The organism is Paenibacillus sp. FSL R5-0744 (assembly GCF_037972555.1).
Taxonomy (GTDB): Bacteria; Bacillota; Bacilli; order Paenibacillales; family Paenibacillaceae; genus Paenibacillus_AQ.
Map to the genome: position 1 here is coordinate 2,578,085 of NZ_CP150228.1, position 12,883 is coordinate 2,590,967.

Sequence of the window (12,883 nt, forward strand, 5' to 3'; positions counted from 1 at the left end):
CCTCCTGAGATTAAATCTCCCGGGAGGTTTTCTTGTTAGGGCTTAAGATAAACGGACAAGCACTCTGCCTCGTGTGTTTCCTTGCAGAATATCTTCCAATGCTTGTGGCAGTTCATTCAAGGTTACTTCACGATCTACAAGGTTCTCAAGCTGTGCAGGCTTCAAATCAGTCGCCATCCGTGTCCACACCTTTTCGCGTAGCTCAGCAGGACACTCTACGGAATCAATACCGAGCAGGTTAACCCCCCGAAGAATAAAGGGAAGGACGGTAGTTGGAACAGAAGTGCCACCGGTCAGGCCGCTTGCAGCAACAGAACCTCTGTAGGAGATTTTACTCAAAATCGACGCAAGTGAGTTTCCGCCAACGGAATCTACAGCACCTTGCCATAGTTGCTTTTCTAATGGTTTGCTAGATCCGCCCGTAACCTCTTCGCGTGAAATGACTTCTTCCGCGCCAAGAGTTTTCAAATATTCGTTAGCTTCTGTATTACCAGTGCTGGCCACTACGCTATAGCCTTTTGTGCTAAGCATAGCGATAGCCGATCCACCCACACCACCGGTCGCTCCCGTTACGAGTACTTTGCCTTTGTCTGGTGCTAAGTCATTGTCTTCCAGAGCTTGAATGGACAAGGCTGCAGTTAGTCCAGCTGTACCATAAATCATAGCTTCTCTTAGTGTAAGTCCTTCCGGCAGTGGGGTGATCCAAGCGGCAGGAATTCGTGTATATTCGCTATATCCTCCAAAGTGAGATACACCCATACCATACCCTGTAGCGATAACTTGCTGTCCTTCATGAAAACGCTCGTCTGTAGAAGACACCACAGTACCGGATAAGTCGATGCCTGGAATAAAAGGGTATGATCTTACAATTTTTCCGTTAGGGATACTGGCTAATCCGTCTTTATAATTCACACTGGAGTATGCAACCTTAATTACAACTTCTCCTGCGGGTAGTTCTTCTAAGGTAACCGGCTTAACAGTGACGGAGAACGATGATTCTGTTTTGTCGACAACTAATGCTTGAAATGATTCTGTCATTAAGTGTAAGCTCCTTCAACTACGTTATAGGTAAGACATGTATATAATATTTATTCTGATCAGTCAACTCGTCATTGTCTATGATATAACGCAAGTTAGACGTAGTGTAGGACTCTTTGATTGTGTATTATAACATTATAATCGAACTATCCATGTTATTTGTACAGTGGACGTGTTAAGTTCAGACTGCTGGTATACAACTTGTTTTTGAGGGAGAATTGTTGAAATGTCTATTATAAAGTTAATTCGTGAACATGAGATCGAACCGTATTTGGAACTCTTAGCTGAGGTTGAACATATCCATCTGGATAGAAACAATCCTAACCATGAGCAGTGGCTGAGACACCGCATACAATCACATTTTCAGCGGGGGGCGTTGTTTTATGCCTATCATGAGAATGAACAAGACGATGCTTTTGGTATTGTTGCCGTTCTGCATGAGGAGGCACCGATTGGCATTCCCGCGCTTGGAGCAAGAGCCGAAGTCCTAGATATTGGAGTATGTAAAGATCATCGCAGAAAAGGAATAGGAGGTATTTTACTACAGCATGTAGAAGAAGTTGTTAAGAGTAGGGGAGCTTACTGTTTACTTATGCTGACCTATGCAGAAGATTATGATGTGATTGCTTTTTACGGTAAAAACGGCTTTGTGCCCGTCGCTACAATCCCTGATGTATTTGGTCCGGGTGCCGAAGGGAATACTATCTTAAGAAAAATACTAAGGTGATCTATTCAATAGGAAGAAAGTTTGTTTAAATGGTATAGTATAGTGTATTTGAAATCTTAGGGTTGAAGAAAGAGAGGCTAATTCATGGCTATTGCAACAACGATGATTGTCAGGCTCGAAATTCGGAAATCGGTTGCTTCTTTTGGTGATGTTGCTTCAGGAATTGCCACTGCAGGTGGAGATATCGTTGCTATTGACGTGATTCGTGCAGGTAAGGATGTAACAACTCGAGATATAACAATAAACGTGCAAGATGCCTCGAATGGAGAAATGATGTCTATACTATCGAAGATGCCAGGAGTCAAAGTAATTAATGTATCAGATCGAACTTTTCTAGCTCATCTTGGCGGAAAAATTGAAATCACACCTAAAATGCCTATCAAAAATCGGGAGGATTTATCGCTGGTGTATACACCGGGAGTTGCCCGAGTGTGTACGGCGATTGCCGAAGATCCGAACAAAGCCTATTCTTTGACGATGAAGCGGAATACAGTAGCCGTCGTTACAGACGGAACGGCTGTGCTTGGACTAGGGGATATTGGACCGGAAGCGGCTATGCCTGTTATGGAAGGTAAGGCTATGCTGTTTAAGCAATTAGCGAACATCGATGCTTTTCCACTATGCTTAAATACTAAAGATTCAGATGAAATCATTAATATCGTTAAAGCAGTATCTCCTGGATTTGGGGGAATCAACTTAGAAGATATCAGTTCTCCGCGCTGTTTCGAGATTGAACGTCGGCTTGCCGAAGAGCTGGATATTCCGGTATTTCATGATGATCAGCACGGTACATCTGTTGTAGTTTTGGCAGGTCTTTTGAATGCGCTTAAAGTAGTAAATAAATCTATCGAAGATGTTCGAATTGTCGTTGTGGGTATAGGTGCGGCTGGTGTGTCCATCTGTAATATGCTTCTGGCGGCAGGAGCTCGCAAAATCTACGCGGTAGATCGTGAAGGTGTTCTTAGAAAAGATCTTCAGTATGATAATCAGGAATGGCGGAAGCTTGCTGATGCAACTAACCCGGAAGGTATTGAAGGTGGACTGACGGAGGTTATGCAGGGAGCAGATGTCTTTATTGGGGTGTCACGTGGTGGGATTCTATCCGTCGATCATCTCAAGAGTATGGCCAGCGATAACATTGTGTTTGCAATGGCTAATCCGACACCGGAGATTGAACCAGAATTGGCCGAGCCTTTTGTTCGCGTGTTAGCGACAGGTAGAAGTGACTATCCGAATCAGATCAACAATGTGCTGTGTTTTCCGGGTATTTTCCGTGGCGCACTGGATTGCAGAGCAAAAACAGTGAATCTTGAAATGAAGCTAGCCGCGGCAAAAGCGATTGCTTCAGTCGTTCATCCGGATGAAGTTAATGAGCAATACGTAATCCCGAGTATTTTTAACGAAAAAGTGGTAGAGTTAGTGCGTCTGGCAGTGATCCATGCAGCTATTGCAACGGATGTAGCCCGCCGGATTCCTAAGGATATTGATAAGGATATGGAATAAAAGCGATACTATAAATGGACTGCTCTGCTTTGTGAGAGAGTGGTCTATTTTTTATACATTGACACATAACTGAGAGGCGTATCATAATTAGGGCTAAAGTATTTATTCCCATTTTAGTAAAGTGGCTGATATAATTACAATAATGTATGAGATGTAGAAAGGGCATCCAAGTGGGTGCCCTTAAATTTTGCCTCTAGAGAGGGCAGTATCCAAAAAAGGGTTAAATTAATTTAGAAGTGGTGAATTCATGAGAGAGTTTTACAGTCAGGTGAATCGAAAAATCTATTACATTGTAATGTTATTAAATATTACCCTTATGATATCTGGATTAATACTGTCTACAACAGAGATAAATGGGATTAATTTTGGATACATGGTACATTTTTTGTGCGTGATGATTCTATCCATTAGTTTATGGATCTATCCTAAGTATGAGACATATACCTTTAGAAAGATCATCATTCTTTTTGGATTTGCTTACTTCTATACGCTTTTCTTTTTATATCCTCAAACTTGGACCACCTATATTTTGATTTGCCTTATTCCTGCACTTTCTATTCTATTTTTTGATTTAAAATTGTTCTACTTTTCCTTTATTATAAATGGGATATTGATGGTAATTACTTTTAGTTATGTCATCTTTATTGATAAAGGTGAATTATATACTTATTTACATCATGACATTTTAGGCAACATTATAAATATAATAGCTGTTCAAGCACTATTGTTTTTCATTTTCCATTTATCATTTAAACGGATGAAAAAGCAGCAACTGTATTATGAACAATTACAGCAATCCGAGCGGTTAAAGATGGTAGGACAATTAACAGCTGCTGTTGCACATGAAATACGAAATCCTATAACCGTGGTTAGAGGTTTTTTGCAATTGTTCAAAGAGGACGATTCATTTGATGATTCTAAAAAAAGTAAGTTCAACTTAATGATTAATGAATTAAACACAGTAGAACAGATTATCTCTCAATTTCTAACCCTATCCAAACCAAATGGAGATCAAAGACTAGAGAAAGTGGATGTGAAGGATGTCCTTCAAAGTGTAACGGGTCTGCTTCATTCCTATGCCATGCTATCTGATAACCAAATCGATATAAAGGTAGAGGAAGATTGTTTTATTTCCATTAATAAAATTGAGTTTAAGCAGTTACTCATTAATATTATAAAAAATGCGCTGGAAGCCTCAGATGTAGGGAAATCCGTCTCAGTCATAGCAAATAGAAATAATAATTTTATCGAGATCATGATCACCGATGAAGGAAGTGGGATGTCCGAGGCTGAGGTTAAGTCGCTGGGCACGCCTTTTTATTCATTAAAAAGTAATGGAACCGGTTTAGGGTTAATGATTTGCTTTAATATTGTAGAAAAATATGGTGGGGAAATTTATTATAATAGCTCTGAAGGTAAGGGGACAACAGTTACTATTCGCTTTTTATCAGAATCGGGAGGGATCTATAATGATTAAGAAGCTATCCGCACTGATGCTGTCTGGAATAATCATAGTTCTTCTTGCTGCCTGCAATACAACTACCTATAAACACAATTACACATTTACAGGTGAAGGAAAAGTATGGTCGGCTGAGTATGTTCAAAAGGCAACAGAGAAGTTCATCGATAAAAAGGGTGAGAGACCAGATTATGAAACCTCGCAGCAATCTACATTTGAGCTTAAATATAAAGGTGAGCAAACGGATCTTGATAAGATTAATTCATTTAAATATAGCTTCAAGGGAACATCAGGTGGAGGAAGTAAAACCTTAGAAGATGTCGAGGGAGTAAGAAAAAGTGAGCTGAAGTCCGAAAGAGGTGGAAGCGGGGCGTTTGAACACGAGGACTCGATTATTAAGGTTGTTGTAGAGTGGGATGGGCAGAAGGATGAATTTGAACTGAAGGTTCGTAAATAGTGGAGCATGTGGAGAAAGATTCTTAAATTAAAGAAAGCAGGTTGAACATTTATGGTCGTTATTAAAGAAATAGAATTGGAGTCTCTCCATGAACTTGGTGATTTATATCAGGAGCTGATGGATCAACCATCGGATCTTAATAAACTAGAAGAAGTATTTAAAGTAATTAAGGCAGATCGTCGGTACATATTGTTGGGCGCTTTTGTGGACGGGGAGTTGATGGGGTCTTTGATGGGGATTGTCTGTCATGACCTGGTAGGAGATTGCAAACCGTTTATGGTAATTGAGAATGTAGTAGTTTCATCGCGGGCCCGTCGTCAAGGTGTGGGTAAAAAACTAATGCTTGCCATTGAAGAAATGGCTCACGAGAGAGACTGCTTTTATATCATTTTAGTCTCTGGAGAGAAGCGTAAGGAAGCGCATATTTTTTATGAATCGTTAGGGTATAGAGATGAGAAGGTGGAAGGGTACCGGAAACATCTAAGTTCCCATTAAAAGGAGGCCTTGATCTGCAAACATTCTTTCAATATAACTGGATAGTTCGTGAACAATGGTACGAGTGGTGTGAGAGTATTTCTGAAGAAGAGCTACTTGGGGCACGTACTGGTGGTGTAGGCAGCATATTGAAGACTCTGTTTCATATTGTTGATGTGGAGTGGAGCTGGATTCAAGTGTTGCAAGGTAAACCGGATTTTCAGGAGGATTTCGAACATTACAAGTCTTTGCAGCAGGTAAGAGAACTAGATGCGAAATTCCGGCCCGATGTAGAGCCCTTTGTACTTTCTTGGCATGCGGGTTTGGAGCGGAATATTTTTGAGGATCACCTGGCGGATGGCCGGATCGTGACGGATACTTGGGGTGAAGTGATGCGCCATGTGATCGCTCATGAAATTCATCATGTCGGACAGTTGTCCGTTTGGGCAAGGGAAATCGGGAAGGAGCCAGTTTCTGCCAATTTGATTGGAAAAGGGCTCCGATGATTCGGGAATCGACTGGACATTGTTTATATCATGAAGTGCTGTCGCTGGAAAGCAGCGGCGGGAACCACAAATGACGAAGATCAACCCAGCCCTGACTATTGAAGCTAACTCCTCGAACCGAGGGGAGATAAGCAGTTTGGGTGGGTTTTTCATACAAGATGTGCAGATGATGTTCCTCAAGAAGACGGTTCTCGATCATACTAAAGCTCTCGGATCTAGCCTCAGGGTTAGGTTCTCGTGCAATGGTATAGAGCCAGCCTTCAATATCCGCACGAGTATGCGGTTCTATATGCTGGGAAAGCGTGAGATATAGATCAAATAAACGAAGCTGTTCATCCTCGTCACGAAATAATGAAAAAACAATCAGGTCGGCCTCCAGTCGGATCGGGCCCTTGAACTCCTCTGGAGACACGGAAACAACTGTACACGGATAACCTTGACGCTCTAGTTTAGTAGCAATACATTCAGCATCGTTAGCATATTGCGGAATGGTGGTTATTTGCAAGGTGACCTCAAGGTCTTCCATCGACTTAAGCGTTACAGACGCTGAATCATCTTTTAAACAGGATACGATCTTTGCCCGAAGAAGGGGGTCGCTAAGCGGTCCTTTTTTTTGTGTGTTGCAGGTAACAAATTTACGGATGTAGGACTCTGAATGAATCCGACTCCAAGAAGAAGAATTGTTGGATGAAGGATTCTGAATCACATGAAAAGCCGAGCCAGTATCTGAGGAATCGGACGTAGTATCCCACGGAACATACATTATTTCGACTCGATCTAAATGAGCTCTTCCTAGAAAATAATAAGGAAAAACCTCCAGCACACAAGTGTCCTCATTCATGTCCACAACCTTAAATGGTCCTGTCCCCACAGGTCTGCGGCCAAAGCTAGGTTCGTCCATTCCTTCTAAATCACGCGGAACAATTGCCGCTCTACTCGTACACAAGAAAGGGAGGAATAGCTCATTGGGCTGTTTAAGTGTAATTTGAACGGTGGATGGGTTTAGTGCGATAACTTGCTGGATTTCTTTGAAAATATAGCTATAGAGTGTCCGCTTTGAGGTTTGCATCAGCCGTCCCAAGGAATAGACTACATCTTTTGCCGTCAGTACTTTTCCATGATGAAACAGCACTTCTTTGCGAAGAAAAAAAGTCCAAATCGTACGGCTCACATCCACTTCCCAGGCATGAGCAAGACTAGGCACAATCTTATCCCGTTCCCCGCTGCGTCTCACTAATCCGTCGAAGACATGACTGGAAACAAAAGACTCTGCCAATAGATTCATATGAAGCGGGTCGAAGGTATGTAGCTGCTGGGTGATGGGAAGCCGCAGGGTATCAATCTGTTTGTCACTTCGGATTTCGGAATGATGACCAAAATAGGTCAGCAGCCAGCCTTGTAAAGTATCCTGCAGCGAGGAAGAGCTGGCATGGGTTTTGATGCCATCAATAGCTTTGTGAACATCTTTACGGCTGATAGCCTGCATCATGGATTGAAGCGCAATTTCTTCGGAAGGGACAAGGAACTGTAATAAGGAACGACTTCCACGTCCGCGCTTCGGCGTCCATTGGACCCATTCCAGCTGCATCATTTTATTCACAATATGCATGGCATTGCGGTGTGTACATCCGAAGGTCAAGGCTAGCTCATCCATCGTAACTGAGATTTCTGTGACTCCCCCAAACTGCGAGTGCAGCTTTAAATATTGGCTATGCAGCTTCATGGTTTAAGTCCCTTTCAGAAAATAGGAAATTATTAAAAAATTCTTTCTCTTTTTTTTCTTATTTTATCACTTAGAATAAGGATAAGAAAGTAAGAATATGGGGGTGTTTACCATGACCGATGAAACGGAGCTTAAGCTTAATCGATCACTTGCCGCTTTAATTGTTGCCTTCTTACTGGCGATTGTTCATCAGTTGTTGTTCTACGGAAAGTTGCCAGGTGTTTCTTATCCTATCTTCGTTTGTCTGTTTTATGTTTATATGCTTTATTACGCTAAGGCTAAAATGCGCAAACTGACCAAACTCAGTTATTTCTGGTTTGGAGCGATTTTTCTACTCTCGATGACCTATGTGTTGTTTCATAATCTTTTCTACTTTGGGTTGAACCTATTAGTAATCCCTGTGCTGATTTTATTACATATGACTTATTTGCTAAGTGATAAACGCCCCTCTTGGAGTCAATTCAGAATACTTTGGGATACACTAGAGCATTTGCTTCCCCAGAACTTTCGCCACTGGGGTACTGTGTTCAAGGACGTCAAAAGTAGCAGTGATAGTAAGGTGAAGGATGGACGCAAGCAAGTGCTGGGGAAAGTGTTTACAGGACTTGCGATCTCTTTACCGATACTGCTTGTAGTGATTACCCTGCTGGCCTCGGCCGATGGTGTGTTTCATCATGTGCTAATATGGCTGCCAAATATGCTGGATCGAATTTCATTTGGTGAAATTATTGTGCGGACGTTATGGGTACTCCTGATAGGCATGGGATTGTTCGGTTTAGTATGGGGCTTTGTAGATTCGAAGGTCTATGACTGGAATGTGCAACCAAGGGAGTATGGACCTGTGCAGGCGCCTGTGACCTTTAAGGTTGATCCAGTAATTATGACGACAATTCTTATAGCTATTAACACGGTATATGTTCTATTCGTAATCGTCCAATTTTCTTACTTGTTTGGAGCTTGGGAAGGGATGTTACCAGAGGGTAGTTCCTATGCTGATTACGCTCGTAGTGGATTCTTCGAGTTAATTATGGTGACCGCGATTAATTTCGTGATTCTAATGCTGGCATTGGGATCAGAAGGAAAGAGGGGCGGACTGCTCCAAAAAGTCATTAATATTATGCTGTATATCTTAGTTGGCTGTTCAACTGTCATGTTGTATTCTGCCTATACTAGACTAACCCTATATGAAAAGGCGTATGGATATACTACGATTCGTTTCCTAGTTCATGCATTTATGATACTTATGGGTTTGCTGTTGATTCTTGCAGCTGTACGGATTGTAGTGCCCCGTTTGCCGTTGGCTAAATGTTATATTGTGCTAGGTCTGACCTCTTATGTTGTTATGAACTATATAGGTATGGATGTCATTATAGCTAATAAGAATATGGAGCGTTATGAGGTGAGTGGTAAGCTGGATGCAGATTATTTGGTTGGTCTGTCACCGGAAGTCATCCCCTCTCTGATTAAGTTCAGTCGTAAGGAAGACGGGATGCTAGATCAATTTTTGAAAAACAAATGGTGGGACGGTGCTCAGCGAGAGCGGAAGTGGCAGTCCTTTAATTTCCCGGAATATCAGGCGCAGCGTGAGCTGGAGAAGTATTTTGCACAGTAAAGGTTAGAAGAAGGTGTGAGGAAAGTGAGAAAAAAGCCATTTAGTAACGGCTGGTTATTTATCATCATTTTTATTACGGTAGGTTTAAGTTATGGGATCTATCATATTTATTTATACAATGCCCCAAGACAAAGTCATTACTCTCGTGTATCCAGCAGCAATTTAGAGCAGGAACGTCTGGGAGACATCCAGCTGCTTCAGAGTCTCGAATCGCTCATCCAGGCACCTAAACCACGTGACGATATTGAACGGTATCAATATTATCATTTGGACAACGAAACAACAGTAGCCACAGCGCGTGGTGACGATAAAATCATTGTAATTAGCGTCTATTCCGATCTGAAGATAAGTACTGCCAGAGGTATTCATGTGGGGTCTTCTACAGATGATGTGATTGGAGCTTATGGCTCTTCTTATTATAAAAGAGGGGAACAAGGGGCTGATATTATCGGGTATGTGGATAAAATCAATCATCGGAATTTAGAATTTTGGTTACAAGATCAGAAAGTAAATATGATCCGATATAGTGTGGACTCTGTTGTGATGTAAGGTGTTTTGGGATATCCTTACAAGCATAAACGCCTTCGGCTTCCTTATAAGGTCGATAAGCGGTTAAGCGAGAAATATAAGAAATATAGTATTGTGTGAAACTTATACTTTCTTATATTATTAAAAAGGACATATGTCCTTTTTTTGTGGGGTATTCTAAATTACACTTATTTGAGCAAACAATAGAGGGGGCACCACATGCAAACGATAAATGACCGTGAAGCTGTCCGTGCCTTGGCAGTGAAGAACGGTCTGGACGGAATTTTTAGCCCGCTAGTCACGTATAAAATGGAATTGAGACGTTATACGGATGAAGAGAAGCTGTGTTTGGTTGGCGATCAGTTGGATGGGATGTTCATATTGGTTGAGGGCAAGCTCAAAATTCAGACACTGCTGCCGAACGGCAAATCTATGCTGGTGCGGTTTACAAATCCGATATCAGTGATTGGGGATGTGGAGCTGCTTCATCGCTTTCCTGTCAAGAATCAAGTGGAGTCTGTGGGTGAGAGCTTGATTCTTTTTGCCGGGAGAAGATTACTGCTGAGAGAGCTTGAGGAAAATACAGCTTTGTTACGTTTTCTCGTAGGGGAACTTAGTCACAAATTGCATACGCTCGGTCAAGCCTCCGCACTTAACCTGTTGTATCCGGTCGAGAATCGATTTGCCAGCTATTTGATGTCTTTATTCGCCGATAAAAACGGTGACCGACGTGTGGAGGAGATTCGGACCTCTAGCCTTATAGAGACAGCAGAGTTGTTAGGTACAAGTTATCGGCATCTTAACCGGATCGTGCGTCGGTTCATTGATGAAGGAATTATTACACGAAATCGTGGACGCCTAAGCGTACTGGACGAAGGGAAGCTCGCTGAGCTGGCGAACGGAAATTTATACGAATAAAAAGATCTCTAAAGACCATTAGTTCCAGCCTTGGGCCGGACGTAGAGGTCTTTTTGTTTTTTTAAGCGAACATTCAGTTCAAATTCAGAGTGGCTTAAGGGAACAATAGTAGGATAAAAGTACCAATTAGAAACCTACTATACATATAGAGATGAGGAACAACGATGTTCAGAAATATCCGCGGAAAAATGATATTGGGATTTACAGCTGTGATTGTGGTCTTTCTAGTGGCAATAGCAGGAAACACATGGTTTCAAGGAAAGGCTACGATGCTGACGGATCAGGTCAATCGCAATTGGAACAAACTGTCGCTTGTACAGGGATTAACGGATAAAATTCGTACGGCAGATGAGCTAGGGGCTCGTTATGTGATGAGCAACACAGAGGCTGAGCGGAAATCATATCTTTCTAAGTACGAAGAGACGCTCCCATTGATTGAGAATGCCATCAAGGAGCTGGAGAGTGTTAGATTAAGTGAAGAAGAACTAAAGGGTGTAACGGAGCTGAAGGGGAAATGGAATGATTATTTGATCGTTTTGAAGGAAGCCTTCGCCTTAGCCAAGGACGGAAACTTCCCGGAAGCGCAGACGAAGTTTACCAATTTATCTTTAGATTCAATGATTGAATCTCAGATTGTATTCCAGAGCATGCTCATGGAGGAAATACAGAACGGGCAGAGTCAAGCAGAAGCCCATCGTAATAACGCTATGATTACTAGCTTTGGTGTGACCGGATTATCGGTTGTTCTTGCCCTAATTCTTGCACTATTAATATCTGGACGAATTATTAAACCACTTCGTGATGTGAACACACAGCTGAAGGAGATTGCAGATGGAGATGCCGATCTTACTCGCAAGCTAAATGTCCGGTCAAAAGATGAGATTGGTGAACTGGCGTTTAATTTTAATAAAATGACAGAAAATTTGGGCTCGATGATTGAACAAGTGAAGCTATCGGCGAATAGTCTCGCGAATTCCTCTACAAATCTTACCTCGGATAGTGGAGTGACAGCAGGTGCGACAGAACGAATATCGGATATTATGGGTGAAGTAGCTTCGGGAACTGCTAAACAGATGAATGATCTACAGACCAATACAATAACAATTTCAGAAATATCGATTGGAATCGGTCAAATTGCCTCTAGTGTTCAGGATATTTCTGAAGCCTCGCATCGCTCTGCGTCGTTTGCTATTGCCGGAGATGAATCACTTCTGGCGGCTGGTCAGCAGATGGAATCCATTAATCGATCTATACATTCTTTGTCACAGCAAGTCCAAGGCTTTGTGAATCGATCACAGGAAATTGGCGGTGTTGTAGGAGTTATAAAAGGGATCGCTTCGCAAACGAATATGCTAGCGTTAAATGCGACGATTGAGGCAGCCCGCGCGGGTGAGCAAGGGAGAGGCTTCGCTGTAGTTGCCGACCAGGTTCGTAAGCTGGCAGAGCAATCCGCAGAATCCGCTAATCAAATTGCGGAAATGGCGAGCGGGATTCAAAGTGAAGCAGATAATGCGATGAAGGTTATGATGAGTAGTATGAGTGAAGTAAGGGGAGGCACGGAGATTATTCAGCAGGCTGGACGTTCCTTTGGTGAGATTCGGTTATCTATAGATTCACTAGCCGAGCAGGTTCAGGAAGTATCCGGAGCTGTGGAAGAGATCACAGCGGCTACGGAAGAGATTGTGGAATCGCTTCGAAGTGTTACGACAATTGCAGAAACGACTGCAGCGAGTACACAACATGTGTCGGCAGCCTCACAAGAGCAAAGGGCTTCGGTGGAACAAATTGCTTCCTCTGCAAGTGAATTAAACTTAATGGCTCATGGACTACAGGGGCTGGTAGCTAGATTTAATGTATAAGGCGAGCTTCGGAGAGTTGAGGGGGAATCCCAGTGCTCTCTGGAGCTTTCTTTTTTTATTTGGTTGAACGTAATATCCC

General features: G+C 42.3%; 12 protein-coding genes. 10 read left to right on the top strand and 2 right to left on the bottom strand.

What is annotated here, in order from left to right; all coding sequences use genetic code 11:
* Window positions 1-42 precede the first annotated feature (42 nt).
* Entirely contained in the window at window positions 43-1,038 is a 996-nt protein-coding gene (locus tag MKY19_RS11090) for an acryloyl-CoA reductase (protein ID WP_339802742.1), read from the bottom strand.
* A 226-nt stretch (window positions 1,039-1,264) separates the two neighbouring features.
* Between MKY19_RS11090 and MKY19_RS11095 the strand changes: the two genes are divergently transcribed.
* The 6 genes from MKY19_RS11095 (at window position 1,265) to MKY19_RS11120 (ending at window position 6,164) form a co-directional block, all read left to right on the top strand.
* Window positions 1,265-1,765 (top strand): GNAT family N-acetyltransferase, encoded by a 501-nt coding sequence (locus MKY19_RS11095; RefSeq protein WP_339802745.1) that lies wholly within the window; start codon window positions 1,265-1,267, stop codon window positions 1,763-1,765.
* 84 nt (window positions 1,766-1,849) lie between these two features.
* Window positions 1,850-3,268 carry an NAD-dependent malic enzyme gene (locus tag MKY19_RS11100; protein ID WP_076298432.1) on the top strand — a complete coding sequence of 473 codons (1,419 nt, stop codon included), beginning with the start codon at window positions 1,850-1,852 and terminating at the stop codon, window positions 3,266-3,268.
* Window positions 3,269-3,515: 247 nt separating this feature from the next.
* A complete protein-coding gene (locus MKY19_RS11105) occupies window positions 3,516-4,745 on the top strand; it encodes a HAMP domain-containing sensor histidine kinase (protein WP_339802748.1) in 1,230 nt (409 codons plus the stop codon).
* Entirely contained in the window at window positions 4,738-5,184 is a 447-nt protein-coding gene (locus tag MKY19_RS11110; protein WP_339270481.1) for a hypothetical protein, read from the top strand. The genes MKY19_RS11105 and MKY19_RS11110 overlap by 8 nt, the downstream gene beginning before the upstream one ends.
* Before the next feature lie 51 nt (window positions 5,185-5,235).
* On the top strand, window positions 5,236-5,679 hold the full coding sequence (locus tag MKY19_RS11115; RefSeq protein WP_042187171.1) for a GNAT family N-acetyltransferase: 444 nt from the start codon (window positions 5,236-5,238) through the stop codon (window positions 5,677-5,679).
* 14 nt (window positions 5,680-5,693) lie between these two features.
* The gene (locus MKY19_RS11120; protein WP_339804265.1) at window positions 5,694-6,164 is read left to right on the top strand and encodes a DinB family protein; all 471 of its coding nucleotides are present in this window, start codon (window positions 5,694-5,696) and stop codon (window positions 6,162-6,164) included.
* A gap of 28 nt (window positions 6,165-6,192) precedes the next feature.
* Here MKY19_RS11120 and MKY19_RS11125 read toward each other — a convergent pair whose 3' ends face one another.
* Entirely contained in the window at window positions 6,193-7,887 is a 1,695-nt protein-coding gene (locus tag MKY19_RS11125; RefSeq protein ID WP_339802751.1) for an ABC transporter substrate-binding protein, read from the bottom strand.
* Window positions 7,888-7,999: 112 nt separating this feature from the next.
* On the opposite strand from MKY19_RS11125, the gene MKY19_RS11130 reads away from it, so the two are divergent.
* From MKY19_RS11130 to MKY19_RS11145, 4 genes are all read left to right on the top strand, one after another.
* Entirely contained in the window at window positions 8,000-9,499 is a 1,500-nt protein-coding gene (locus MKY19_RS11130; RefSeq protein ID WP_339802754.1) for a DUF4173 domain-containing protein, read from the top strand.
* Between the two features lie 24 nt (window positions 9,500-9,523).
* Window positions 9,524-10,048, top strand: coding sequence for a hypothetical protein (locus MKY19_RS11135; RefSeq protein ID WP_339802756.1), 525 nt, complete (start codon window positions 9,524-9,526; stop codon window positions 10,046-10,048).
* Window positions 10,049-10,246: 198 nt separating this feature from the next.
* Entirely contained in the window at window positions 10,247-10,945 is a 699-nt protein-coding gene (locus MKY19_RS11140; protein WP_076283011.1) for a cyclic nucleotide-binding domain-containing protein, read from the top strand.
* Between the two features lie 164 nt (window positions 10,946-11,109).
* Complete coding sequence (locus tag MKY19_RS11145; protein WP_339802760.1) at window positions 11,110-12,804, top strand: methyl-accepting chemotaxis protein; 1,695 nt, start codon at window positions 11,110-11,112, stop codon at window positions 12,802-12,804.
* The last annotated feature ends 79 nt before the right edge of the window (window positions 12,805-12,883 follow it).

Coding starts and splice junctions, on each gene's coding strand:
- MKY19_RS11090 (WP_339802742.1), bottom strand. CDS start 1,038: ATGACAGAATCATTTCAAGCATTAGTTGTCGACAAAACAGAATCATCG.
- MKY19_RS11095 (WP_339802745.1), top strand. CDS start 1,265: ATGTCTATTATAAAGTTAATTCGTGAACATGAGATCGAACCGTATTTG.
- MKY19_RS11100 (WP_076298432.1), top strand. CDS start 1,850: ATGGCTATTGCAACAACGATGATTGTCAGGCTCGAAATTCGGAAATCG.
- MKY19_RS11105 (WP_339802748.1), top strand. CDS start 3,516: ATGAGAGAGTTTTACAGTCAGGTGAATCGAAAAATCTATTACATTGTA.
- MKY19_RS11110 (WP_339270481.1), top strand. CDS start 4,738: ATGATTAAGAAGCTATCCGCACTGATGCTGTCTGGAATAATCATAGTT.
- MKY19_RS11115 (WP_042187171.1), top strand. CDS start 5,236: ATGGTCGTTATTAAAGAAATAGAATTGGAGTCTCTCCATGAACTTGGT.
- MKY19_RS11125 (WP_339802751.1), bottom strand. CDS start 7,887: ATGAAGCTGCATAGCCAATATTTAAAGCTGCACTCGCAGTTTGGGGGA.
- MKY19_RS11130 (WP_339802754.1), top strand. CDS start 8,000: ATGACCGATGAAACGGAGCTTAAGCTTAATCGATCACTTGCCGCTTTA.
- MKY19_RS11140 (WP_076283011.1), top strand. CDS start 10,247: ATGCAAACGATAAATGACCGTGAAGCTGTCCGTGCCTTGGCAGTGAAG.
- MKY19_RS11145 (WP_339802760.1), top strand. CDS start 11,110: ATGTTCAGAAATATCCGCGGAAAAATGATATTGGGATTTACAGCTGTG.